Source organism: Pectinatus haikarae, assembly GCF_015732185.1.
Taxonomy (GTDB): domain Bacteria; phylum Bacillota; class Negativicutes; order Selenomonadales; family Selenomonadaceae; genus Pectinatus; species Pectinatus haikarae.
Map to the genome: position 1 here is coordinate 117,948 of NZ_WIQM01000004.1, position 23,331 is coordinate 141,278.

General features: G+C 40.3%; 18 protein-coding genes. All 18 read left to right on the forward strand.

The features are described 5' to 3' along the window. Nucleotides 1-1,404, forward strand: a complete 1,404-nt coding sequence (locus I6758_RS01740; RefSeq protein WP_196603497.1) for a TolC family protein — start codon at nucleotides 1-3, stop codon at nucleotides 1,402-1,404. Nucleotides 1,405-1,440: 36 nt separating this feature from the next. Next, entirely contained in the window at nucleotides 1,441-5,751 is a 4,311-nt protein-coding gene (locus tag I6758_RS01745; protein ID WP_196603498.1) for a translocation/assembly module TamB domain-containing protein, read from the forward strand. 68 nt (nucleotides 5,752-5,819) lie between these two features. After that, a complete protein-coding gene (locus I6758_RS01750) occupies nucleotides 5,820-6,446 on the forward strand; it encodes a sigma-70 family RNA polymerase sigma factor (RefSeq protein WP_196603499.1) in 627 nt (208 codons plus the stop codon). Nucleotides 6,447-6,625: 179 nt separating this feature from the next. Continuing rightward, entirely contained in the window at nucleotides 6,626-7,189 is a 564-nt protein-coding gene (locus tag I6758_RS01755; RefSeq protein ID WP_196603500.1) for a hypothetical protein, read from the forward strand. 32 nt (nucleotides 7,190-7,221) lie between these two features. Continuing rightward, nucleotides 7,222-9,198 (forward strand): BamA/OMP85 family outer membrane protein, encoded by a 1,977-nt coding sequence (locus I6758_RS01760; RefSeq protein WP_196603501.1) that lies wholly within the window; start codon nucleotides 7,222-7,224, stop codon nucleotides 9,196-9,198. A 21-nt stretch (nucleotides 9,199-9,219) separates the two neighbouring features. After that, nucleotides 9,220-10,518 carry a hypothetical protein gene (locus tag I6758_RS01765; RefSeq protein WP_196603502.1) on the forward strand — a complete coding sequence of 433 codons (1,299 nt, stop codon included), beginning with the start codon at nucleotides 9,220-9,222 and terminating at the stop codon, nucleotides 10,516-10,518. Between the two features lie 89 nt (nucleotides 10,519-10,607). Further along, nucleotides 10,608-11,081, forward strand: coding sequence for an OmpH family outer membrane protein (locus I6758_RS01770; protein ID WP_196603503.1), 474 nt, complete (start codon nucleotides 10,608-10,610; stop codon nucleotides 11,079-11,081). A 63-nt stretch (nucleotides 11,082-11,144) separates the two neighbouring features. Then, complete coding sequence (locus I6758_RS01775; RefSeq protein ID WP_196603504.1) at nucleotides 11,145-12,191, forward strand: hypothetical protein; 1,047 nt, start codon at nucleotides 11,145-11,147, stop codon at nucleotides 12,189-12,191. Between the two features lie 22 nt (nucleotides 12,192-12,213). After that, nucleotides 12,214-12,699 carry an OmpH family outer membrane protein gene (locus tag I6758_RS01780; protein ID WP_196603505.1) on the forward strand — a complete coding sequence of 162 codons (486 nt, stop codon included), beginning with the start codon at nucleotides 12,214-12,216 and terminating at the stop codon, nucleotides 12,697-12,699. A gap of 13 nt (nucleotides 12,700-12,712) precedes the next feature. Next, nucleotides 12,713-13,726 (forward strand): UDP-3-O-(3-hydroxymyristoyl)glucosamine N-acyltransferase, encoded by a 1,014-nt coding sequence (gene lpxD / locus I6758_RS01785; RefSeq protein ID WP_196603506.1) that lies wholly within the window; start codon nucleotides 12,713-12,715, stop codon nucleotides 13,724-13,726. Between the two features lie 188 nt (nucleotides 13,727-13,914). After that, on the forward strand, nucleotides 13,915-14,544 hold the full coding sequence (locus I6758_RS01790) for a YjbH domain-containing protein (RefSeq protein ID WP_196603507.1): 630 nt from the start codon (nucleotides 13,915-13,917) through the stop codon (nucleotides 14,542-14,544). Between the two features lie 99 nt (nucleotides 14,545-14,643). Further along, a complete protein-coding gene (gene lpxC / locus I6758_RS01795) occupies nucleotides 14,644-15,471 on the forward strand; it encodes a UDP-3-O-acyl-N-acetylglucosamine deacetylase (protein WP_196603508.1) in 828 nt (275 codons plus the stop codon). 22 nt (nucleotides 15,472-15,493) lie between these two features. Further along, nucleotides 15,494-15,937, forward strand: coding sequence for a 3-hydroxyacyl-ACP dehydratase FabZ (gene fabZ / locus I6758_RS01800; protein ID WP_196603509.1), 444 nt, complete (start codon nucleotides 15,494-15,496; stop codon nucleotides 15,935-15,937). Nucleotides 15,938-16,091: 154 nt separating this feature from the next. Further along, the gene (gene lpxA, locus I6758_RS01805) at nucleotides 16,092-16,907 is read left to right on the forward strand and encodes an acyl-ACP--UDP-N-acetylglucosamine O-acyltransferase (protein ID WP_196603510.1); all 816 of its coding nucleotides are present in this window, start codon (nucleotides 16,092-16,094) and stop codon (nucleotides 16,905-16,907) included. Nucleotides 16,908-16,919: 12 nt separating this feature from the next. Beyond that, nucleotides 16,920-17,726, forward strand: coding sequence for an LpxI family protein (locus tag I6758_RS01810; RefSeq protein ID WP_196603511.1), 807 nt, complete (start codon nucleotides 16,920-16,922; stop codon nucleotides 17,724-17,726). 95 nt (nucleotides 17,727-17,821) lie between these two features. After that, on the forward strand, nucleotides 17,822-18,982 hold the full coding sequence (gene lpxB / locus I6758_RS01815; RefSeq protein WP_196603512.1) for a lipid-A-disaccharide synthase: 1,161 nt from the start codon (nucleotides 17,822-17,824) through the stop codon (nucleotides 18,980-18,982). 39 nt (nucleotides 18,983-19,021) lie between these two features. Further along, nucleotides 19,022-20,761: an ABC transporter ATP-binding protein gene (locus I6758_RS01820; RefSeq protein WP_196603513.1), complete on the forward strand. Its 1,740-nt coding sequence runs from the start codon at nucleotides 19,022-19,024 to the stop codon at nucleotides 20,759-20,761. A 3-nt stretch (nucleotides 20,762-20,764) separates the two neighbouring features. Then, nucleotides 20,765-23,257 carry a tetraacyldisaccharide 4'-kinase gene (gene lpxK, locus I6758_RS01825; RefSeq protein WP_196603514.1) on the forward strand — a complete coding sequence of 831 codons (2,493 nt, stop codon included), beginning with the start codon at nucleotides 20,765-20,767 and terminating at the stop codon, nucleotides 23,255-23,257. Nucleotides 23,258-23,331: the final 74 nt, after the last annotated feature.

Here is a 23,331-nt window from a genome sequence, read left to right on the forward strand (position 1 = left end):
TTGATAAAGAATAAAAATAAGTGGACAAAAAAATTGACCGCATTGGTTTTAAGTGGAATTTTAACGGTATCATTAAGCTCTACGGTGTTTGCGCGCGCGATGTCTTTGCAGGAAAGTATCACGGAAGCGTTGAATAATAACCATAGCATAAAACAAGAAGAGGCTGATCTTGATAAGGCGAAGGCCGTTTTGGGAGAAGCGCAGGGCAAACGCGGCGTTACATTGACGTGGGCAGGGTCGGCCTACAAAGTGGCCGGTCATTATTACAATGATCTGAACATTGATCATTCATATAGTAATTCTTTGGAAGCAAGTATTCCCATATATACTGGCGGACAACTTGAAAATAATGTAAAAAGTGCCAGACTGGGTGTGGATATAAGTGCACTTACCTTAAAAAATGAACAGCAAAGTATAGAACTTCAAACATTACAGGCGTACTATAGCATTTTAAATTATCAAAATATAAAAAAAGTCGATGAAGATACTGTCACACAGTATAATGAACATGTACAGATTGCCAATGCTAAATATAGTGCCGGAGTTGTTCCTAAAGTAGATTTACTTGAAGCTGAAGTGAACCTCGCAAATGCGCAGCAGGATCTTGTTACGGCAGATAATAATTTGCAGATAGCTGTGACAAGCTTTAATAAGATCATAGGGCAGAATCTTATGACTGCCGTTGAACCGAGTGATAATTACTTGATGGATACAGGTTTTTCTAAGACGATGCAGGAATGCACAGATATAGCGATTGAAAACAGACCCGATGGCATAGCCTCGCAAAAGACGGTTGAGCAGGCTGAAACAGCGATAGCCGCGGCAAGAGCTGGTTATATACCGCAGGTTTCGGCAGTGGCGGAAAAAAGCATAGATGGCAATAACATGCTGAATAATGATCAAAGTGATAAATCCTGGTATGGTGTTCAAGCAAGCTGGAATATATTTGACAGCAATGTTACCCATTCTCAGGTAAAGCAGGCTGAAGCGGCACTTGTGCGCGCTCAGCAGGAACAAGCTGATACAAATGACCAAATACGTCTTGATGTACGTCAGGCTTACTTGTCTATGGATGCAGCTCGTCAAAATATTATAACAACTAAAACGGCTGTTGATCAGGCAGCAGAAAATAACAGGATAGCTGATGTACGTTATCAGGCAGGAGTTGGCACTAACAGTGACAGGCTTGATGCTATTACCTATTATACGAATGCACGCATGAATTATAATCAGGCCTTATACAACTATACTACCAGTAAGGCAGCTTTGTACAAAGCTATGGGAATATCAGCACAATTAGTGGCTAAGGATATTACTGTGCCAGGTACTGATGATATCGATGCAGAGAAAAATGATTCCTCAGGACTTAATGTACTTGACCGCGGTACGGAATCAAATAACTAAAATATATTTTATGGGTGCTTGGCAGGAGGATAATGAATGAAGATGCCGCAAAAAAAGGTTGCGATAATTGTATTTGCATTTATCGGTATATTGATTGCGGCTTCTTTTTTTTATGTAAGCCGCTCAAATGCTTTTATGGAATCCGCTGCACGGGCGATCAGTGATATTTTGACGCAGACTGTACATACAAAGGTTGAAATAGGTTCTTTGCGGGTAATTTCTTTATCAAGCATAAGAGCAGATAAAATAATTATTTATGATAAAAATGGCGATAGGATCATTTCGTCAGATGAGGCTGTTGTTTTTTTCAATCCGGTATCAATCATTTTTGGCGATATGGCAGGCAGCATCACCTCTGTAAATATAAACAGACCTATAGCCGATATAATAAAAAGAGAAGACGGTACGTGGAATTATAACGACATCACTACAGATAGTCAGACAGAGAGTACCTTTAAAGGAAATATAAAAGCAGAAAATGGGGAGATGAATATTGGACTTGAGGGTAAAAAATTTGATTTTGCAAATGTAAACGCAGATATTGATATGTCAGATTTTCCTCAGACATTTATAAAAGCGGATTTTACAAATGCGGGTACTAAAATTGTTCTTTCGGGAAGTATGGAAAATGATAAAAAACATTTTAGTGTAAAATCAGATAAAATTGACGTTTCCTCGTATCTGTATCTTATACCGGAAAATATGCTGCCGCAGAATGTCACCATAAACGGCGGCATTATAAAAAATGCGGATATTGTTGCCGATCTGGATGGCGAAGAATTGACAGCCCTCAGGGGGAAAGCGGATATTGAGGATGCATCGTGCAGAGTGATGGGGATGGATGTCGATGGCATTAAAAGCCAGATTATTTTCAATAAAGATTATCTGACTGTTTTTGCAAAGGCAGCAGTAGAAGGAGAGACAGTGAATCTCCATGGAAAAGTAGATTTTGCAGATGATCCCAAATTAGCTTTGACAGTACAGTCAGATGCAATAAATCCTAAACACATATTAAAAGATATTCCTTTTGACGGAGATACGGCATTTTCTGCTGAGGTAGAGGGAACAGTCAGTTCACCAATAATTTATGCGGATTTATCTGTAAAGGAGGCAAGCCTTTATGGATATACACTCAGCAATGCACGAGTAAAAGGAAGTTTTGCGGATAATGTTTTATATATAAAGGACAGCTCCTTTGATTTCGCGGGTGGGAAAGTCATGGCCAATGGAATATATCATATAAATGATGAATCATATAAGGTATATGCTGTTGTGGAAAATATACAATGTGACGCATTAAAAGAATATCTGCCGAAACTTTCGGGAACAATTTCGGCTAATGCCGTTTTTACAGGGAAAACAACAGATTTTGACAGTATAGAAGGATATGCGTCGGCTTCTTTAAAAAATGCAGCATATAATGGAATCGCCATAGATAAAGCAGATGTTTCTCTGATGAAAAAAGGGCAGCATATTGACATAGGAGCGCTGACCGTATCACTTGACGGCAGGGGAAATGCCTCAGCGGCCGGGACTATTGACGGGCGGCAGCTGAATTTGGAATTTTATGGTTCAAATATAGATCTGGCGTTACTTCAGAATTTTACAACTATGCCAGCAACCGGATCTGCGGCATTTTACGGACATTTGAGCGGGAATATGGATAACCCGTATTTAGAACTGGAATTGGGAGCTGCAGACGGACAGATATTGAATCAACCTTATCATAATCTGCGGGTTTCTGCCGTTGGCAGTATGGATGGAGTACAGATAAAGAAATTTACGGTCAGAAATAAAGACAATGAGATTGTACACAGTGCGCAAGGCGTTGTGGGTTTCAAGGGAAGCCGAGGCATCGATTTGTTAATAAATACTAAGAATGCGCGAATAGAAAATTTTGCAGCTATACTTTTTCCCGGGCAGCCTATAACAGGAAATATTGATAATACACTGCATCTGACAGGATCACTGGATAATATTGCGGCATCAGGACATATACTTTTTCACGAGGGCAGTTATCATGGACTCCTTTTGACTGCAGCGGAGGGTGATTATACTTATTCAAACGGGAATGCGACTCTCCGGAATTTCAGTGTAAAATCACCGTTTGCCAATGTGAAAATCAGTGGTCAGATATATAACAGCAATACACTGGACTTTGATGTGCTGATAGATGATATAGAGCTTGCCAAAATGCCGTCTTATCTGCCATATCCCATTGAGGGGCGGGCAAATTTTACAGGACATATCGGGGGAACTTTTGATAATATAAATTTTTCCGGTAATTTGCAGGCAGAAAAATTAATTTTTAACGGAGAATCTGTGACTTCAGTAAATGGACAATGCAATTATCAAAATGGAGTATTGGCAGTCAACAACCTGCAGTGGCTGCAAGGGGATGGCAGCGTGTCACTGCACGGGCAGGCCGATATCTTTAATGGAGCTTTGATGGGAAAATTAGAGGTAAATGGCGTAAAGGCTGAAACATTAGCAGCAATGGCTAATTTGAAAAATGATTATTTGCGGGGAACATTTAATGGCAGTGTCGATCTAAGCGGCAATTTGGATAATCCTGATATGCATTTATCGGGAGGAATAGAAAATGGTTATTTGAAAGAGTATCCGCTGCAAAAGATCACTATTGATGCATCTTATAATAATAATATGATAACGGTTAATAAATTTTATGGAGAACAAAATGGCGGAAAGGCAGCGGCAAAGGGGACCTGGGTAATAAACGGTCCTATAGATATGACTTTTTCCACGGAGGGCTTGGACGCAAAACTGTTGACAGGTCTTGTAAATTATAATGCGGATGTCACTGGTACAATGAATGCATATGCCCAATTGAGCGGAACTGCTGATGATCCGGAGGCCAATGTGTCTTTTGAAATAATCAATGGCGGGGTGGGAACGGCAACCTTTGATAAGATGACGGGCCTGATAAATATGGATAAGGGTGTTATCAATGTCAGACAAATATTGCTGAACAAGGGTGAATATAGGGCTTCAGCGAGCGGAAAGATTCCTCTCGCAGCATTAAAGGCAAAACCGTGGGAGATGCTGACAAACTATGAACAGGTAGATTTGAATATATCTTTGGATAATGCTGATCTGAACATTATTCCTTTGCTGACAAAGCATGTGGATTGGGCAACAGGACCATTGAAAGGAAATCTGAAAATAAATGGAACGTTGGCTCATCCATTGTTTTCAGGAGCTTTAAAAATGGATAATGGGGCAATGAAAATAAAAGAGCTGGGGCTGCCGATACAGAATATGCAAATGGATATAATTTTTGACCGTGAGAAGATGAAAATAAATAATTTCAGCGGGCAAATGGGCAGCGGAACGTATTCTCTCACAGGAGATACATTAATAACAGGCGGCGGACTGAGACAGTACAATTTTTCTTTAAATGCCGATAAGCTTTCTATTGACAGCAGCTTTTACCGCGGGCCGTTCAGTGCTCAAATTTCTTTGAGCGAAGGGCAGTTTTTTGATAGAGTTATGCCCAAACTGACAGGCAATATTGATATAGAAAAAGCTACAGTATCTTTTCCGGGAATCCCTGACAGTAATTCTTCCTTTTTACCGGAAATGCTGATTGATATGGGCATAAATATAGGCAATGATGTTCGTTTTTACAAGTCGATGCTTTATGATATGGACATAAGTGGAAAAGCGCATTTTGCAGGGACAACAAGCCATCCGATGCCGTCAGGAGAAATCAATGTACTGCGGGGCAGTGTTGAATATCTAAGGACAGTTTTTAAAATAAGAGAAGGAAGCGCTTATTTTAACCAAGTCGGCTCATTTTTGCCTAGCATAACGTTTAAGGCTGATGCAAATTTGTCTCAGACAAAGGTAAATTTAGCCATAGACGGGCCGGTAGACAATATGCAGTTCCTGCTTACTTCGGAGCCCCAGATGAGTCAGGAAGAAATAATAAAACTTTTGACCTTCCGCAATGCATATAGGCAGGGAGAAAATGTCAACTCTTCTGATTTGACACAGCTGGCTACAATTGGACTGCAAATGAGTTTTTTCAATGAGATAGAAAATTTTGTGAGAGATACCCTGCAGCTTGATGAATTTAATATCGTAAGTGATACGGTTTACAATGAAAATGAGCATAGCGGGCAAAACAATTATGATGAAGTATACAATATTGAAGTCGGTAAATATATTTCCAGTAAAACTATGCTTAAATATACAAACAGTATAAATTATGATGATCATAAATTCGGGATACAATATGACATCAATAAAAGCATGAGTATCCTCAATGAGTGGGATAGCAGAGATGGTTACAGGATGACGCTGGAAGCAAATATAAAGTTTTGAGTAATTACTTAGAGGAGAGTCTTAGGTTTTAAAGCTAAAAATTACATCATGGCAGGAGGTGGTTGATTATGGATATAAATGATTATATGGCTGAAATAAAAAAAGTAAAATTGCTTACGCAGGAAGAGGAGAAAATTTTATGGAACGCATATAAGCAGGAAAATGACGAGCAGTCCCGATGCAAAATCATAGAAGCCTATCAGCCCCTCGTATTTAAATGTGTACGACCCTTTTGGAAAATGGAGTCGGCAATGGATTTGATTCAGGAAGGTACAGTGGGACTTATCGAAGCTGTAGAACGATATGATCCGGAGAAAAAGGTTGCATTTTCATTATATGCTGTTCATCGGATAAAGGGGCGTGTACTGAATTATATGGGCAGAGAATACGCCGGAGATAATAAATGCTGCAGCCTGCATGATTTTTGGGATGATATGGTAGCGATAGCAGATATTACAGCAGATGTACAAGATCAAGCCGAAAAAAATTTTTTGACAGGACGTATACAGGAAGTAATGCTTCGTCTGCCGCCTAAAGAAAGGACGGTTCTTGATGGCGTTTATTTGAAAGATAAGGCACCACAAGAATTGGCTGATACAATGCAGGTAAGTTTATCTCATGTTTATCGCCTGCAGAAAACAGCAGTGCGCCGTTTGCGCGGAATGATGGCCAAATTTATGCAGCATTGGAATTGAATAAATATCATATAAAATTAAATAGGTGAGCAATATGTAAGCAATACGTCGTTTGTTGTTATAAAAGCTGTTTAAAAAAGGAATAAGCCTGAATAGAAGCGAATTTAATCTAAAATGACATGCGGAAAAATTTTCTGGAAATGGATTTTAATAATAGCATGGATAGGAGGGACAGCTTTATGGCAAAAGTTGACAATGTGATGAAGGACCATGTCACTGCAGCCAGAAAATGGTTGGGAAAAGCGGAAAATTCCTTGGAAAATAAGAATAATATACGCGGCGATTTGCATATTATGCTGGCAGAAGCGGAAATAAAACGCGCCAGAGAAAAAATGACGGAGTTTGCTAAACCGTTTTGGCGAAAATATATAATACCTTTATCTGCAGGTGTTTTACTTTTGGCTGCAGGCAGTTATCAGCTGACTGTAGTACAAGATAGAGCTGCTGCGGTAAAACCTGTGCCGCCTATTGTCGTTGCAGCAGAAAAACAGGAGGAGAACACTGTAACTGCAGTACAGACACCTCCGCCAGAATCTATAAAAGAAATAGCAGGTAATGAGCCCGCTGCTATTAGCCCTATTGTGCAGCAGCCTGCCGCAGAAAAAGAAATAAAAGAATCTGCCGTAAAAAAAGATCATGAAGAAATAGTTCCTAAAAAAGAGGATACAGAGAAGGCAATACAGGCACCTTCTAAAAAAATGCAGCAATTGATGCACACAGCAAAGAGTACTTTGCAGGAATAATAAAAATTTAAAAAATTCAGGAGGTAATTTATTTGAATAGAAAAAAGGGTCGTTTGTTAGCCTGTGCTTTGGCAGTAGCCGTTACTAATTTTGCTTTTGTAAAAGCACCTGTTGTATATGCGCAGGATGATGGTGAAGTCTATACAACCGCTGATGAAGGTACGACGAGCGGACAGCAATTGGCAGTAACTGATAGAGCAGAAACAAGTCAGGATACTGGAGCTTCTCCGACAGCAGATGAAGAAACGCTTCATTCTGAGGCGCCGTCTGGAGCGGAAAGCAGTAATAAAATAAAACCTATTGATATTTGGAAGCAGCAGCGTCCTTCCGAAGACGATCTGACAAAAACAGAAAATCAATATGACGGGCAAATTGTGGTCAGTGTTGATGTAACAGGTTTGGAAACATTACCGGCATCAACTGTATCAAATGTTGTGAAAATAAAAGCGGGCGATACCTTTAAGGGCAGCAATGTAGAAGCAGATCGTCAGGCTATTTATGAAACGGGATTATTTTATGATAATTTTCCTACATATGAAGTAGTGCCTGAAGGAGTAAAAATAACATACCACGTTATGGAAAATCCCGTTCTTCATAAAGTGAACATATCCGGCAACAAAGAACTTCCCGAGGATAAAATAAGATCTATGCTGACTGTGAAAGAAGGGGAGCTTTTAAACAGCAAAACGCTGAGCGATGATATAGCCAATATAGAAGCAGCATATAGAAAAGAAGGATATATTCTTGCGAAGATCGATGACATGTCAATAAATGAAGATGGCGTATTGAATCTGAAATTTAATGAAGGTGTGCTTGAGGGATATTCTGTAAAGGGCAATGATAAGACAAAGGAAAAAGTCATAACGCGAGAAATGCGTATGAAACCGGGGGACACATTTAATGCAAAACTTGCAAAACGCAGCATGCAGCGTATCTATAATTTGGGCTTTTTTGAAGATGTGAATATGAAATTGCTGCCCGGTAAAAACCCCAATGGCGTTATAATAGAAACTACAGTTGTAGAAAAACGGACGGGTTCCTTTGGTGTAGGTGCAGGCTATAGCAACAGTGATGGTGTAATAGGGATGATCAGTTTGAGCGACAGTAATTTTCGGGGGACAGGCGATGCGGCAAAACTGACCTATGAATTTGGCGGTAATGATGATGATGATCATGGTATTTCTTTTAGTTATCGTCATCCTTGGCTTGATTCGAAAGAAACATCAATGACACTGCGCTTATATGATCGGACCTATGAATATTATGATTATAATACGGACGGACATGAGATAGAAGGCTATAACCGCAATTACAAAGGCGGGGAAATAACTTTTGGCCGCCCGGTAAATGAATATACAACGAATTTTATAACGTTAAAGAACAGGCAGGATGAATATAAAGGTCATGAGGAAGGTGATTATGATCGAAGTAATGAAACTGCATGGCTGGACAGCAATTTTGGTACTACACGCAGCATAATCCTTACTCATTCACTTGACACCAGAGACAATGTTTACAATCCGACACAGGGCAGTACCTACAGTATAGCTGCGGAATTTGCCGGTATGGGCGGCGATTTCAATTATAACAAGTATATGTTTAACAGCCAGCGATTCTATAACTTGGGGCATTCACATGTTTTAGCGCTGCGTCTTGACGGTGGATATTCGGATAATGATCTGCCTGAAGCCGGACAGTTTCAGATTGGCGGACAAGGTTCTCTGCGCGGGTACAAAGATGATCAGTTCAAGGGGAATAACATGATTTCCGGCTCTGTCGAATATAGATTTCCGGTAGTGACAAAAGTACAGGGAGCACTTTTTTTTGATATGGGCGACGCATGGAGCGGAAAGAATTGGCAATGGCAGTCTATAGAAGATTCTTTCAGCCTTCATCATAGTTACGGCATCGGCATTCAAATCGAAACACCTGTTGGTCCTCTTCGCCTTGACTATGGTATAGGTGAAGATGGAGGAAGAACAAATTTCTCTGTGGGCGGAACGTTTTAAAAAGGTTTAAAAGGCAGTATTATGAAATTTAGAAGAATATTTGTGCTTTTGCCGGTATGTGTATTTTTATTCGGATTTCACGCTGCCAATGCAGCAATAGCAAATGATGATAATATTGCTGTTGATGTCGTGTCGGCCGGCCCGCTGCCAACAATGATTAAAAATAGGATGCAGGCCAGTGTTTCAGTGATTGCAGGTCAGCTAATGGATGGCAGAAGCATGGATGAAATCGATACAGGGAAAGTGCAATATCAAACAATAATAAAAGATGTATTTGATAAAATACTTATAGGTTATACTGTTAGTGATGTTTTTATATCATCTGTGAATGAAACTGTGAACGTAAAAGTCAGTCTGCTGCCGTGGAATGACACTATTAAGGATGTCGATGTACAGGTGGCAACGGACGGTGTCTCACCGGAAATCGCTGCTCTGGCGCTGAATGATATACAAGGACTGCATGAGCTGTTTTCGGAAAACTTATGCGGGCTTCCTGTAGATGCGGTCGATTGGAGCAATGGCGTTTTAAAACATAGTTTAAATGATTTTATGGAAAAGAGGCTGCCTGAATTCAGGGCAGATTTTGAGATGAGAACTGGGGAAGTTACAGGTGTAACAGTAACTATTTATCCGCGGATGCCGGTAGTACGAAATATTGACCTGGCGATGAGATCAGATACAGTTCCCAATCTTTATCTGCTGCAGGAAAGAAGTTTTTTTCAGACACAGACCAATATACTTTTAGGTGTTCCGGTAGCTTTTGTAAACAGGCATAAAGATTATTTTGCGAAAAGGCTGGGTGAAGCTTTAGATCGCAGAACGTCATTTTCACTGCTGGCTATACATACACAAGTGGAAATAAGACCGGATGAGCAAACTATGATAAATAGTTATTCTGATACGGCGAAATATAATATAAATATTGAGGGATGGGCTGACTTTGGGCGTGCCAATAACGGTGAAAGCATGACCTATAAACTTCATGCCGGCAGTTTTATAACGCCTAAAAATGAATTTTTTACCCAGATCTTTTTTAAACCACAGGAAGCTGATTTGGACTGGGCCGCAGGATACTATTATCATTTTGACAACAGATGGCGTGTCGGCGGGCGGTACTTTTTTGATAATAATTATTGGAGCATTGATACGCAACGAATATTCAACAGAAAATGGTCGGCTCGGTTTGACTATGCTCCGTCACAGGATTTTTGGGAGGGTGCAGTAAGATATAATGTACATGACTTTGTCAGCCTGGAATATGTCTGGCAGCAGTCCGATCATAAAGAAGACAAGTGGCTGAGATTGATAGGGCATTTTTGACTGTCTGCTTGAATAAAAAAGCTTTGTTTGCTATAATGATTCTGTTCTAAAGGATATATAATATGCTTAAATAAAGGGAGAATAGTTTGATGATCAATTTTGAGAAGAAACAGATAAAAATTATAAGCTTTGTTATTGCTGCAGTATTTGTACTTAGTATTGTGGCTATTGGTATATCGCAATATGACACGGGAATGGCTTCGGCAGCATCTTCCTCTAATGTAGGGGTTGTCGATTACCGTCAGCTTGTCTCAAGTTCACCACAGTTAGCACAAGCACGCCAGCAGATGCAGGATGAACAAAAAAAGGCAGAAGATGATTTCAACAGCAAAACGGCAAATATGAGTGATCAGGAAAAAAGTGACTATGCCAATACGGTGAGAGAAGATATGCTTAAAAAGCAGAAAGAATTGCTGGACCCGATTGTAGAAACAGTAAAGGCTAACGTGCAGTCAATTGCAGATGCAAAGGGATTAGCTGTTGTACTGGATAAAAATAGTGTCATTTACGGCGGACAGGATATAACACAGGATGTTATGAGCAAGATGAAAAAACAACAGTAATTTTATTGAAAATCGCTGCTGTTGCAGGAATCTTAGCCATGCTTTGGGGAGGTGGGATGTTTTATGGATAAGCGGCCGTCAAAAAGAGGCAGAAACGCTGCTGTCGGCGCAGTTGTACTTATTGCTGTCCTGATATCGGCTTTTTTTGCTGTAAAGTATTTTTCAAGGCCGATTGCTGACAAGCCCTCTTCAAATTACAGTGCTGGAGTAATAAGACTTAGTGAAGTTATTAAACTGCATCCCCGTTACAATGATTTGCGCAAACTTTACGATGAAAGGACAGCTATTGCCGCAGAAATAAGTAAGCAGCCCGGAAATATTCCGCAAGAGAAATCAGACAATGAAACAGCAGAGGCTTTTTCTAATCTTGCACAACAGAAAGATGATATGGGCATACGTATTGTTGATAGGAAACTGCAGGATGAACTGGTGGCAAGGGAAAAAAGTTTGCGTGCGCAGGTAGCTGACCCAAAATCGGCAGAGATGAAAACGGAAAATGATAAATATGAAAATGCAATCTTCAATTGTTCCTTAAAACTGGATAATGCGGAAAATTTGCGACTTACTCCCGATGAAATAGATAATCTTCAGAAGGAAATTATGAGGCTGAAAAAAGAACGTTCTGCAAAGGTTCGGGCTGTCTCAGAAAAATATGAAAGTTATATTCAAAAGGAACTGGGAAAATATTACAGCGATCGTCTTAATCATTTTAAAGGTACCTTGACAGAAAGAGATGCTGATAATCTGGCTAAAGCCGATTCGCAAAAAGCAGCTTTCGAAAATGCGAGAGAAGAGATGATAAAAAGGCAGAATGATGAAATGACCGATCGCAGAAAAACATATTTAGCCTTATTAAAAGCATTTGATAATAAGAATAGTGAGATAAATGCATTGAGAGAAATTATGATCAATGATATTGCTGCGAAAGCATCGAAATTTGCTGTTATGTATCATTTGGATATCATTTATGCCGATCAACAGCAAATATCAAATGATACATTTTTGACAAAGGATGGATGGGACAGTCTTTTCAGTGACCAAATAGTGACAACATCGTCTGTGCTGGATATTACAGACGATGTCCTAAAACAAATGCAGAATGCCGGTTAAACAGGCAGGGAGGAATAAGATTTTGAATCAAAAAATGAAATATATTTTGATGGTATCGCTGTTGATTATAGGAATTAGTGTATTATTGGGAGGGTGTTCCAATAAAGCTAAAATAGGTTATATAGATATAAGTCGAGTTGCTGCGGAAAGTCCTCAGCTGAAAGTATTGAACGACAATTTTGAGAAAGAGTATAAACCTTTTACTGAACAGATGGAAGACTTGTCTAAAAAACAAGACAGCATGTCTAAGGAGGATTATACAAAGGCAGTACAGGATCTTCAACGCAAAGTTTATGGAGTGCAGCAGAAATACAATGCTCAGAGACAAGCGCTTATAGATAAAATTTTGGAACAGATTTCCAAGGAAAAAGGATTGTCTGCGGTAACTATTAAATCATCAGCCGGTATTGATCCGACAGCCCCGGAAGAAAATGCGGCCAGTGTGGATGGAGTCGTTGTACAGGGTGGTATTGATGTAACAGATGAAGTTATTCAAAAGTTGCAGTGAGGAGTATTCAGCTATGGAAAAAACATTAGGTGAGCTGGCTCAAATCATTGACGGACGACTGGCCGGTGAGGCGACAATTATGATCAGGGGAGTTGCGGGCATTGCGGCAGCAGCTCAAGGAGATATCACATTTGCTGTTGATGGGCATATTGAAGAGGCTGAAAAATGCGGTGCATCTGCCGTAATTATTCCTAATACCGTAGATAATTTTTCTCTGCCGGCTATTTTTGTGGATAATCCCCGGGAAGTATTTATAAAGCTCGTAAAGCTTTTTACTCCACCGTTGGCAATAAAACGCAAAATAAGTGATAAAGCCTCGATAGGTAATAACGTTGTAATCGGCAAAAATGTGGCCATTATGCCATTTGCAGTTGTTGATGATAATGCAGTTGTCGGCGATAATGTGATATTATACCCACATGTTTATGTTGGACAATACGCAAGAATTGGCAAGGGCAGCATGTTGTATTCAAGCGTTACAGTGCGCGAATTTTGCGAAGTCGGTGAAAATGTGATAATTCACAGTTCAGCCGTAGTCGGTTCTGACGGTTTCGGTTTTGTCACTAAAAACGGTAAACATATAAAAGTTCCTCAGGTGGGAAACGTAGTTATAGAAGATGATGTTGAAATAGGAGCACATGCGGCAGTAGATCGTGCTGCAATGGGGTCTACTTATATTCGCAGGGGAACAAAAATTGATAATCTTGTACATATTGGGCATAGCTGCGACATCGGCGAAAATACTTTGATTGTTGCTCAAACAGGTATATCCGGTTCCACAAAGGTGGGAAGAAATGTGACCTTTGGTGGACAAGCGGGTATAGTAGGACATATTAATATTGGTGCCGATTCGATATTCGCAGCACGGTCCGGTGTTATAAATGATACACCTGAAGGTGTTTTTTACGCAGGTTTTCCGGCCAGGCCCCATCAGGAATGGCTGAGGATCACAGCTGCTTCATCGCATTTGCCGGAGTTGCTGAAAAAAATGAAAAAGATGCAGCGTGATTCAGGGAATGATAATTGATGAAGTTTCATGTAAAGTAGTTTTGACAAAAGTATGCTGTTTTTGGAAAGAGTATATACGTCAATCTGAATACGTGGCATAATATAATCGTTAAATAAAAATTTTGTATTAAAAAACGGCGCCAGCCGTTTTTTTTGGTTAGTTATATTATAATAGATAATATAAGAACAACTTGAAAGGATTATACCATGCTGCGCAACATATATATGTCGGCTATTCTTGCTGCTGTGATTCTGTTTAAACTACCATGTGCTGAAATGGCTCCAACCACATATGGATCGACTGGTCTGATTGATATTCCTACTTCTGATATAGTAAGGACTGATCAAATGGAAGTGGGGTATTATAGTCTTGATAAAAAGAATTATGAAGTTTTTGCTCTTCCTTTAACGAAAAATATAGAAATAAGCGGTTCATTGCGCAATGAAGATAAAGAACATACCTTAAAAACCTTAAATGCCAAGGTTAATATCCGGCAGGAAAAAATTCTTAATCCCGGTATAGCCTTGGGTGTATATGATATGGCAAACAATGATAAAAGATCTGTCTATATTTCGGCTAGCAAGGCAGTGCCTTTTGGGCTGAGACTTACGGCGGGAGTCGGCACCAACTATTATAAAGATGGTTTTGTAGGGGTAGAAACAAGACTGATTCCGCTTTCAAAAGGAGGATCCTTTCCGGATATGTCATTAATGATAGAACATATCGATAAAAAAACATCATATGGTCTTCGTATGGCAACGGCGCGCGGATTGCAAATAACAGCGGGATGGCGTGATAAAGAGCCATTTTGGGGAATTACATATACAGTGCCGTAATGCAGGTAATAATACGGCGGCTGCGTCGTACCGCAAAAGGACTTGCAGGAAAAGCAGAAGTCCTGTAAAATATAATAATATCTAGCGGGAGGATTTTTAATGTGTTATCAGACAACAGTGGCTCGGCAAGTCATATGTGACGGAATGGGGCTTCATTCAGGAAAAGGTGTCATAATGAAGATATTGCCGGCCCCAGTGGATACCGGCATTGTTTTTGTGAGAACTGATATGCCGGGAATGCCGCAGATAGAAGCCGTTGCGGAACATGTAACGACAACCGTTCGGGCCACAACTATCAGCAATGGTGATGTGCGGATTTTTACCATTGAGCACCTTCTTTCAGCCCTACATATATATGCTATTGATAATTGTTACATAGAGATAGATGGAGAGGAGCCGCCTGTTGAGGATGGCTGTTCTGCTTATTTTTTTGCCGCACTGCAGAAGGCAGGCAGAAAAATACAGGACAGGCAGCGCAGGCCGGTGATTATAGATAAAGTTTACCGCATAGATGACGGAGAGAGATTTGTCATAGCTGTTCCTTATGATGGATTGAGAATAAGTTTTACATCATTGAATGAACATCCTTTAATAGGCATACAATATGCTGACTTTATAGTTGATGAATCGACTTATGCAGAAGAAATAGCTCCTGCACGCACTATTGCTTACGAAAAAGAAATTGAGCAGCTCAAAAAGATGGGATTAGGTTTGGGCGGAACGTTAGATAATGTAATTGTTTATAATGATAAAGGATGGATAAATAAACTGCGTTTTATAGACGAGTTAGTCCGTCATAAAATACTTGATATAATAGGTGATATCAGACTGAGCGGCGGAGTTGTAAAGGGGCATTTTATTGCCGTAAAATCAGGACATCAACTTAATACCGAATTGGCAAAGATAATAAGAAGAAATTGCCAATAGTTTAAAAATTGGAGGAATAAGAATGATCGATATAAATGAAATTCAAAAAGTATTGCCGCATCGTCCGCCGTTTTTGCTTATTGACCGTATCCTGGAAGTTGTTCCCTTTAAAAGTGCAATAGGAATAAAAAATGTAACGATAGGAGAGGCACATTTTCGCGGACATTTTCCTAATCATCCGATAATGCCAGGCGTTCTTATTTTGGAGGCTATGGCACAGGTGGGTGGGTTTGCCATGCTATATCCGGAAGAAAATCGTGGAAAACTGGCATTTTTTGGTGGAATGGAAAATGTGAAATTTAAAGTTCCCGTTGTTCCCGGTGATCAATTAGTAATGAAAGCCAGCTTAATGAAAGTGCGGGGAGAATTTGGCAAACTCCATGCAGAAGCTTTTGTCGATGATAAACTTGTAGCTCAGGGAGATTTTACATTTGCTCTAAAAAAAGTAAATGATGCCGAAAAATAGTTATGATCAATAGGAATATGCCAAAAATGTATGAAATTTTTCTGAAAATAGTTGTTTTTAAAGAAATATGAAGGGTGGAATAATTTTCCTCGTATGGATTTTATCCATATAAAAGATGTTGGATAAAGTTCCGACGTTGGTGAGGAGTGGGATTATGAATGCAGAAAATAAAGTAATTGCATATATACATCCAACCGCTGTTATACATCCCCATGCGAAGATTGGTAAGAACGTTCAAATAGGGCCATATGCAGTAATTGATGAAAATGTTGAAATTGGCAACGGTACAAAAATAATGCCGCATGCGATAGTGACAGGTTGGACAGGGATAGGTGAGAATTGTGTTATCTATCCGGGAGCAGTAATTGGATCTGATCCACAGGATTTGAAATTTAAAAGTGAAAAATCTTATGTTTTTATAGGGGATAGAACTACTATAAGAGAATGTGCCACTATTCATCGCGGCTGTGGAGCTGAAAGCGAGACCCGTATAGGTGATGATTGTCTCCTCATGGCTTACACGCATGTGGCGCATAACTGCATTGTCGGCAATCATGTAATTATGTCTAATTCGGCGATGATTGCAGGGCATGTTGTGGTTGAAGACAGAGTTGTTATCGGCGGGATAACAGGCGTTCACCAATTCGTTCGTATTGGGCGCAATGCGATGATCGGCGGGGCTTCTAAACTAGTCCAGGATGTTGTACCCTACACTATCGTTGACGGGCATCCGGCTAAAGTCAGCGGACTTAACAATGTAGGCATGTCCAGGGCAGGTGTTTCTATAGATGCCAGACGAAATATAAAAAAAGCTTACAAAATATTGTATAGATCCAGTCTTAGTCTTTCACAGGCAATAGAAGTTATTGAGCAGGATGTTGAATCATGTGAAGAAATAGAGCACTTGCTGCGATTTCTGCGTAATGCAGAACGCGGCATATGTCGCACGCGTAGGGATAATGTGGAATAAAAGGGGATTTGTATGGAAGCTGTAGGCTTATTGGCCGGTGAGGGCAGACTGCCGGTAGAATTTGCGTCTGCTGCCAAAAGTGCAGGAATGAAGGTTTTTGCTGTAGGCTTATTGGCATCTTCAGACGAAGCTTTGGAGAAGGCTTCGGAATGTTTTGTTAGGATTAATGTAGCAAAGTTAGATGAAATTATAAAATTTTTTAAAGATAATAATATAAATAAGGTTACAATGCTGGGAAAGGTAACAAAAAAATTGCTGTTTAATGGGCAGCATGAGCAGATAGATGATAGAATGATGAAATTGATTATGTCGCTTAAAGATCGAAACGACGATACTTTGATGCTGGCATTTGTACGAGAGCTCGCAGCTGAAGGAATCGAAACGGTTGACCAAACTGCATTGCTGAAACTGCTTATGCCCAAAGCAGGTATACTGTCGGCATGTAAGCCCACAGAAAGTGAAAGTGATGATATCAAGTTTGGTTTTTTAACAGCAAAAAAATTAGGAGAGCTTGATATAGGGCAGACAGTCGTAATTAAAGATAGGGCAATTATGGCTCTTGAAGCCATAGAAGGAACTGATGCATGCATTTTGCGCGGAGGAACACTTGCCGGAGGCGGTGCAGTAGTGGTGAAAACTGCTAAACCACAGCAGGATGACCGTTTTGATGTACCGACAGTTGGTATAAGGACAATTGAATCTATGATTGCATCCGATGCCAAGGTATTGGCGGTTGAGTCAGGAAAAACAATAATTGTAGACAGAGAAAAATTCTTGTCTGTCGCGAATGACAATGGTATAGTGGTAGTGGCGATCTGATAAAATAGACGCGGCGGATTTTCAAAATGAATTATCCTCGCGTCTTTTTCTGCTCGTTGTTTTGCCCATAACGAATTTATTTGGTTGGAGATATGATGCATAAAATAATGTTTTCTGCCGGAGAAGTATCGGGCGATATGCATGGTGCTAATTTGGCGGCTGCATTGAAAAAAATGGAACCCGGCATAAAAATGTTTGGTCTTGGTGGAGCTATGATGCGCAGGGAAGGTGTGGATCTTGTTGCCGACATGGCGCAGTACAGCGTCATGGGGTTTTATGAGGTTTTGCTCAATGTGGGCAGATTGCTTAAACTCCGTTCTAAAATGATACGTTTTATGAAGACCGAAAAACCGGATATACTTGTTCTGATCGATTATCCCGATTTTAACTGGCGTCTGGCACCAGCAGCAAGGAAACTCAATATTCCTGTGTTTTCCTATATTCCGCCGTCCGCATGGGCATGGCGAAAGGGAAGAGCAAAAAATGTGGCAAAAATTGCCAATAAGATCGCTGCAATTTTTCCTTTTGAAACAGATGCTTATGAGGCGGCAGGAGCCGACATTCAATTTGTTGGCAATCCGCTTCTCGACACAGTGAAAGCTGCTATGAACAGCAGTGAAGCTTATGAATACTTCTCACTGGACAGTAAAAAAATACATATTCTGCTTTTGCCGGGAAGCCGTAAACAGGAAATAGAAATGATACTGCCTGTGATGCTGCAAGCAGCATGTTTATTTAAGGAAAAGCATAGTGAGACTGAATTCCATATAGCTGTGGCGCAGGGGATTGATGAAGAACATTTGCGTGATATGGCAGGAAAATACGGATTGATTTTGAAATTCCATAGGGACAGGCTTTATGATCTGATGGGGAATTGTGATGTCGCTTTCGCTACGTCAGGAACGGTAGTTTTGGAAGCGGCTATGATGGGGCTTCCTTCGGTCGTTTTGTACCGCATGTCGAAGCTGACATATTGCATAGCAAAATTATTTGTTGATGTAGAATTTTTCAGTCTTCCTAATATTCTGGCGCAAAAAAAGATTATACCGGAGCTTTTACAAGATAATGTCACTCCGGAGAATATTGTTATTGCCGCGGATTCCATTATGCAAAATGGCAGAGAAAAGAATGAAGCGGTCTTGAAGAGCATAAAAAGAAAGCTGGGCATACCGGGTGTAGCGGACCGCACAGCCGGATTAATAATAGAAACGGCAGATAAATTCAGTTCAGCTGGTTCAGTCTGCCAGAATGAGTAAGTGACATAAAATCGAACGAACAGGAACAAAGAATAACGAATGAATAATTATAAGCGACTTTTACAATTTATAAAACCTTATATCCCGCGTCTGGGAATGGCGGTTGTTTGCATTATTTTAGCAGCCGCGGCGAATCTTTATGTCCCCTGGATTATAAAGGATCTTATTGATAAAGTACTGGCGCAGAAGGATATGATGACGCTCAATCTGCTGGGCGCAGGAATTGTTGTAGTTTTCTTTTTCCGCGGTATATTTTATTATGGACAGACATATCTGGTTTCTTATGTTGCGGAAAAAGTCATTATTGATATCAGGGAAATTCTCTATAAGAAATTCCAGGAGTTCCAGCTTGCCTATTATGAGAAACAACAGACGGGCACAATTATGAGCTATATAACAAATGATGTGGCTGCGCTGCAGGTGGCTTTAGTCAACAGCCTTATTGATCTTGTCACAGAATCTTCTATTTTTATCGGATCTGTTTGTATGATGTTTTATCTTGATTGGAAACTTGCGTTTGTGACAATAATCGTAGTACCCTTAATAGGTCAGGCAATGAAGATTTTCGGCCGCAAACTTAAGGCAAACGGAGCTGTTGTGCAGGAAAGAACAGCAGATATAACCTCTTTGCTGCAGGAAACAATTTCCGCTGTACGTGTTATAAAATCTTTTGTCCGTGAAGATTATGAAATAGAACGATTCAAAAAGCAAAATTATCTTAATTTCAGAGCCAACATGAAGGGCGTGCAGCTTATGTCTTTACTGACGCCTATTGTGGAATTCCTTGCGGCGGTCATAGTGACGTTAATATTGTGGTTCGGCGGATATCAGGTAGTACATGGCTCTCTTACGGCAGGATCATTGGTTGCATTTTTAACGTATGCGGTTAATCTGGCAAATCCTGTCAAACGTATAAGCCGGGTCTTCGGAACGGTGCAGAAAGCTATGGCAGCCGCAGAACGAGTATTCAATGTGCTCGATACTGAAGAAAGAATAAAAGATAAAGAAAATGCAATGATTCTCCCTGAAGTTGAAGGAAAAGTAGAATTCAAGAATGTCAGTTTTTCTTATAATACAGAACGGCCGGTGTTGAGTAATTTATCGATCAAGGCAGAACCGGGACAGGTAGTGGCTATCGTCGGACCCAGCGGAGCCGGGAAAACGACAATTGTCAATTTGATTCCCCGTTTCTATGATGTAACTGAGGGAACAGTCAGTATTGATGATGTGGATGTGCGTGATGTGAAGATCAATTCACTGCGTGAACAAATAGGTATAGTGCCGCAGGAAACGATGCTGTTCAGCGATACCGTGATGCACAACATACGTTATGGGCGGCTTGAAGCTTCAGACGAAGAAGTTGTGGCTGCGGCAAAAGCTGCCAATGCCCATCATTTTATTTCGGAATTAGAAAATGGATATGATACTAAAATTGGTGAACGAGGAATAACTTTATCCGGCGGGCAGCGGCAGCGCATTGCCATAGCGCGGGCTATTTTGAAAAATCCGCGTATATTGATACTGGATGAAGCTACGTCAGCGCTTGATACGGAAAGCGAAGAATTGGTACAGGAAGCTCTTGATAAACTGATGATAGGCAGAACTTCATTTGTCATAGCGCATCGCCTGTCGACAATTCTGCAGGCTGACAATATAATTGTAATGGAAAACGGCGAGATGGTGGAATCAGGCACGCATAGTGAGCTGCTTGCGAAGAATGGTCTGTATGGCCATCTGTATAATATACAGTTTAATGATAAAAAATCTAGGCAGGTGTGATTGATGCAGATACTATATGACATTGTAGTTGTAGTGCTCATAATTATACTGATGCCGTATTTTCTTGTGCGCCTCATAAGGGAGAAGGGGTTTGGGGAGCGCATGAAACAAAGTTTCGGATTTTTGCCGAAGCATGCGCTTGATAAAGTAGCGGGAAAAGATTGTATATGGGTCCATGCAGCTTCTGTCGGTGAAATTGTAGCCACAAGTCCGCTGATCAGGGAATTTCGCAAGGAATTTCCTGATACTCCTATTTTGATATCAGTGGTTACCTGTTCAGGGTATACAATGGCTAATCGAATAATAGGAGATGCAGACAGTATAATATATTTTCCTCTCGACCTGCCCTTTTTAGCGGCCAATACAGTAAAAAAAATACGTCCGCGTATATTCTTACCAGTGGAAACAGAACTTTGGCCAAATCTGCTTAAGGCTGCACGGCGTTACAATGTTGCTGTAATGATGGTAAACGGCAGAATCAGTGATAAAAGTGTGAAAAGATATCAATATATGTTCAGTCTGCTCAGCGATATGATCGGTACGGTCAATAAATTTGCTATGCAGTCTGAAATAGACGCATCTTATATAATAAGACTTGGTGCAGATCCTAAGTTGGTTGCAGTTACGGGAAATACAAAATTTGACCAGACTTATACTAACGTATCGGCGGAAGAGAAAAGGAAGATACTTGAATCAATGGGGTTAGCCGATGCCTCTGGAATAGTAATCGCGGGCAGTACACATAGAGGCGAGGAAGCTTATGTATTGGGGGCATTCCGTAAACTGAAAGAGGAATTTCCCAAAGTAAAACTGATTATTGCGCCGCGTAAAATAATCCGCAAGGATGATGTCAAGGCGATATGCCAGCAATATAAGTTTAAAACAGCTTTTCGGACAGATTTGAACAAAAAGGCAGCTTGCGGGCATGATATTGTTATTTTAGATACGATAGGTGAGCTTGGGAAAATATACAGTGTAGGTGATGTTATTTTTGTCGGCGGCAGTATTATACCGCATGGCGGGCACAATATATTGGAACCGGCAGCTCATGGCAAGGCAATAATTGTCGGCAGGAATATGTTCAATTTCAAGGATACCTATATGCTTTTCAAAAATCGTAATGCCTGCATTACGGCAGACGATGAAAAAATGCTGACAGAACAAATGCTTAAATTGTTCCGTCAGCCGGAGATTCGTCATCGTATGGAAGAGACAAGTCTGGAGATAATACATGAAAATCAAGGGGCATCACGGCGTTCGGCTGTCATTTTGCGAGAGGTCCTGGATGAACTTGGTAAAAATCCTAAAACATTGGCAGTGCCGTCGACAGAGGCAATAGAAAATTTTCAGACATATTTATTTGAATTAGTGCATGGCAGAAGAAAGAAAACCTTTTTCGGACACATATTGATCGCTGTTTTGCGGATATTTTCTTTTATATATGAGCAGCTGGTAAATTTTAAATTATGGCTTTATCAATGTAAAATTTTGCGGCAGGAAAGAATTGACTGCTACGTGATCAGCATTGGCAATATCACTGTTGGGGGAACAGGAAAAACGCCTACTTCACAGAGACTGGCCAAAGAGATAAGAGGAATGGGATATAAGGTAGCCATCCTAAATCGCGGCTATAGGGCTAAGTGGCGTGGTGACGTGGGCGTGGTTTCCGATGGCAAAAAACTGCTGATGACAGCTGCTGAAGCTGGGGATGAAGCTTTTCTGCTCGCAAAAAACCTGCCTGATGTGCCGGTGCTTATCGGTGCTGACAGATCAATTACCGGTCAGTATGCAATTGAACATTTTGGTATAGAAATAGCAATTTTGGATGATGGTTATCAACATTGGCAGCTGAAAAGAAATCTAGATATTCTGCTGGTTGATTCAATAAATATTTTTGGCAATGGCTACGTCCTGCCTCGGGGGACTTTGCGTGAATCTCTTTCACATCTGAATCGTGCCGATATTTGCCTCTTGACGAAAGTTGATCAGGCAGCGCCCCATTCTTGTGAATATATAAGGAAAACATTGACCAAAAACAACAATCATGCCTTGGTAGTGGAAAGTGTACATAATCCTAAAGGTTTTGTGGAAATAAGCGATTGGTCGGATAATATAGGCAGTATCGGGAGAAAAACAACAGAAATGGCTGGGTGTAAGATTATAGCCGTTTCGGCTATAGGTAATCCGGCTTCGTTAGAACAGACTCTGCAAAGTATAGGTGTGATAATAGTAGAAAGTATTCGTTTTCCAGACCATCATGATTATACCGCACAGGAAATAACAGCCGTTATGAAGCAGGCTGCTTCGCGCAATGCGGAAGCGATCATTATAACTGATAAGGACGCGGTAAAATTTCCTAAGCAGATTATCAACCAGGAAGATCGTATACCTATTTATATAATTAGTATTGAAATAAAATTTAAAGACGGTTCTGAGGAATTTGAAGGATATCTAAAGGCACATTTGCCGGCTTTAAAAATAAATGATTTTCAATAGTCCTGCAGTATATGCCAGAGCTGGTCACACATGAGGAAAAATTATTTTTGTTTTATGCACGAAAAAATCTCTGT

Excerpts from the sequence above, each read along its gene's own strand:
- I6758_RS01755 (WP_196603500.1), top strand. The coding sequence starts at position 6,626 with ATGGCAAAAGTTGACAATGTGATGAAGGACCATGTCACTGCAGCCAGA.
- lpxD (WP_196603506.1), top strand. The coding sequence starts at position 12,713 with ATGGAAAAAACATTAGGTGAGCTGGCTCAAATCATTGACGGACGACTG.
- lpxB (WP_196603512.1), top strand. The coding sequence starts at position 17,822 with ATGCATAAAATAATGTTTTCTGCCGGAGAAGTATCGGGCGATATGCAT.
- I6758_RS01820 (WP_196603513.1), top strand. The coding sequence starts at position 19,022 with ATGAATAATTATAAGCGACTTTTACAATTTATAAAACCTTATATCCCG.
- lpxA (WP_196603510.1), top strand. The coding sequence starts at position 16,092 with ATGAATGCAGAAAATAAAGTAATTGCATATATACATCCAACCGCTGTT.
- fabZ (WP_196603509.1), top strand. The coding sequence starts at position 15,494 with ATGATCGATATAAATGAAATTCAAAAAGTATTGCCGCATCGTCCGCCG.
- I6758_RS01790 (WP_196603507.1), top strand. The coding sequence starts at position 13,915 with ATGCTGCGCAACATATATATGTCGGCTATTCTTGCTGCTGTGATTCTG.
- I6758_RS01775 (WP_196603504.1), top strand. The coding sequence starts at position 11,145 with ATGGATAAGCGGCCGTCAAAAAGAGGCAGAAACGCTGCTGTCGGCGCA.
- lpxC (WP_196603508.1), top strand. The coding sequence starts at position 14,644 with ATGTGTTATCAGACAACAGTGGCTCGGCAAGTCATATGTGACGGAATG.
- I6758_RS01810 (WP_196603511.1), top strand. The coding sequence starts at position 16,920 with ATGGAAGCTGTAGGCTTATTGGCCGGTGAGGGCAGACTGCCGGTAGAA.
- I6758_RS01745 (WP_196603498.1), top strand. The coding sequence starts at position 1,441 with ATGAAGATGCCGCAAAAAAAGGTTGCGATAATTGTATTTGCATTTATC.
- I6758_RS01765 (WP_196603502.1), top strand. The coding sequence starts at position 9,220 with ATGAAATTTAGAAGAATATTTGTGCTTTTGCCGGTATGTGTATTTTTA.
- I6758_RS01770 (WP_196603503.1), top strand. The coding sequence starts at position 10,608 with ATGATCAATTTTGAGAAGAAACAGATAAAAATTATAAGCTTTGTTATT.
- I6758_RS01750 (WP_196603499.1), top strand. The coding sequence starts at position 5,820 with ATGGATATAAATGATTATATGGCTGAAATAAAAAAAGTAAAATTGCTT.
- lpxK (WP_196603514.1), top strand. The coding sequence starts at position 20,765 with ATGCAGATACTATATGACATTGTAGTTGTAGTGCTCATAATTATACTG.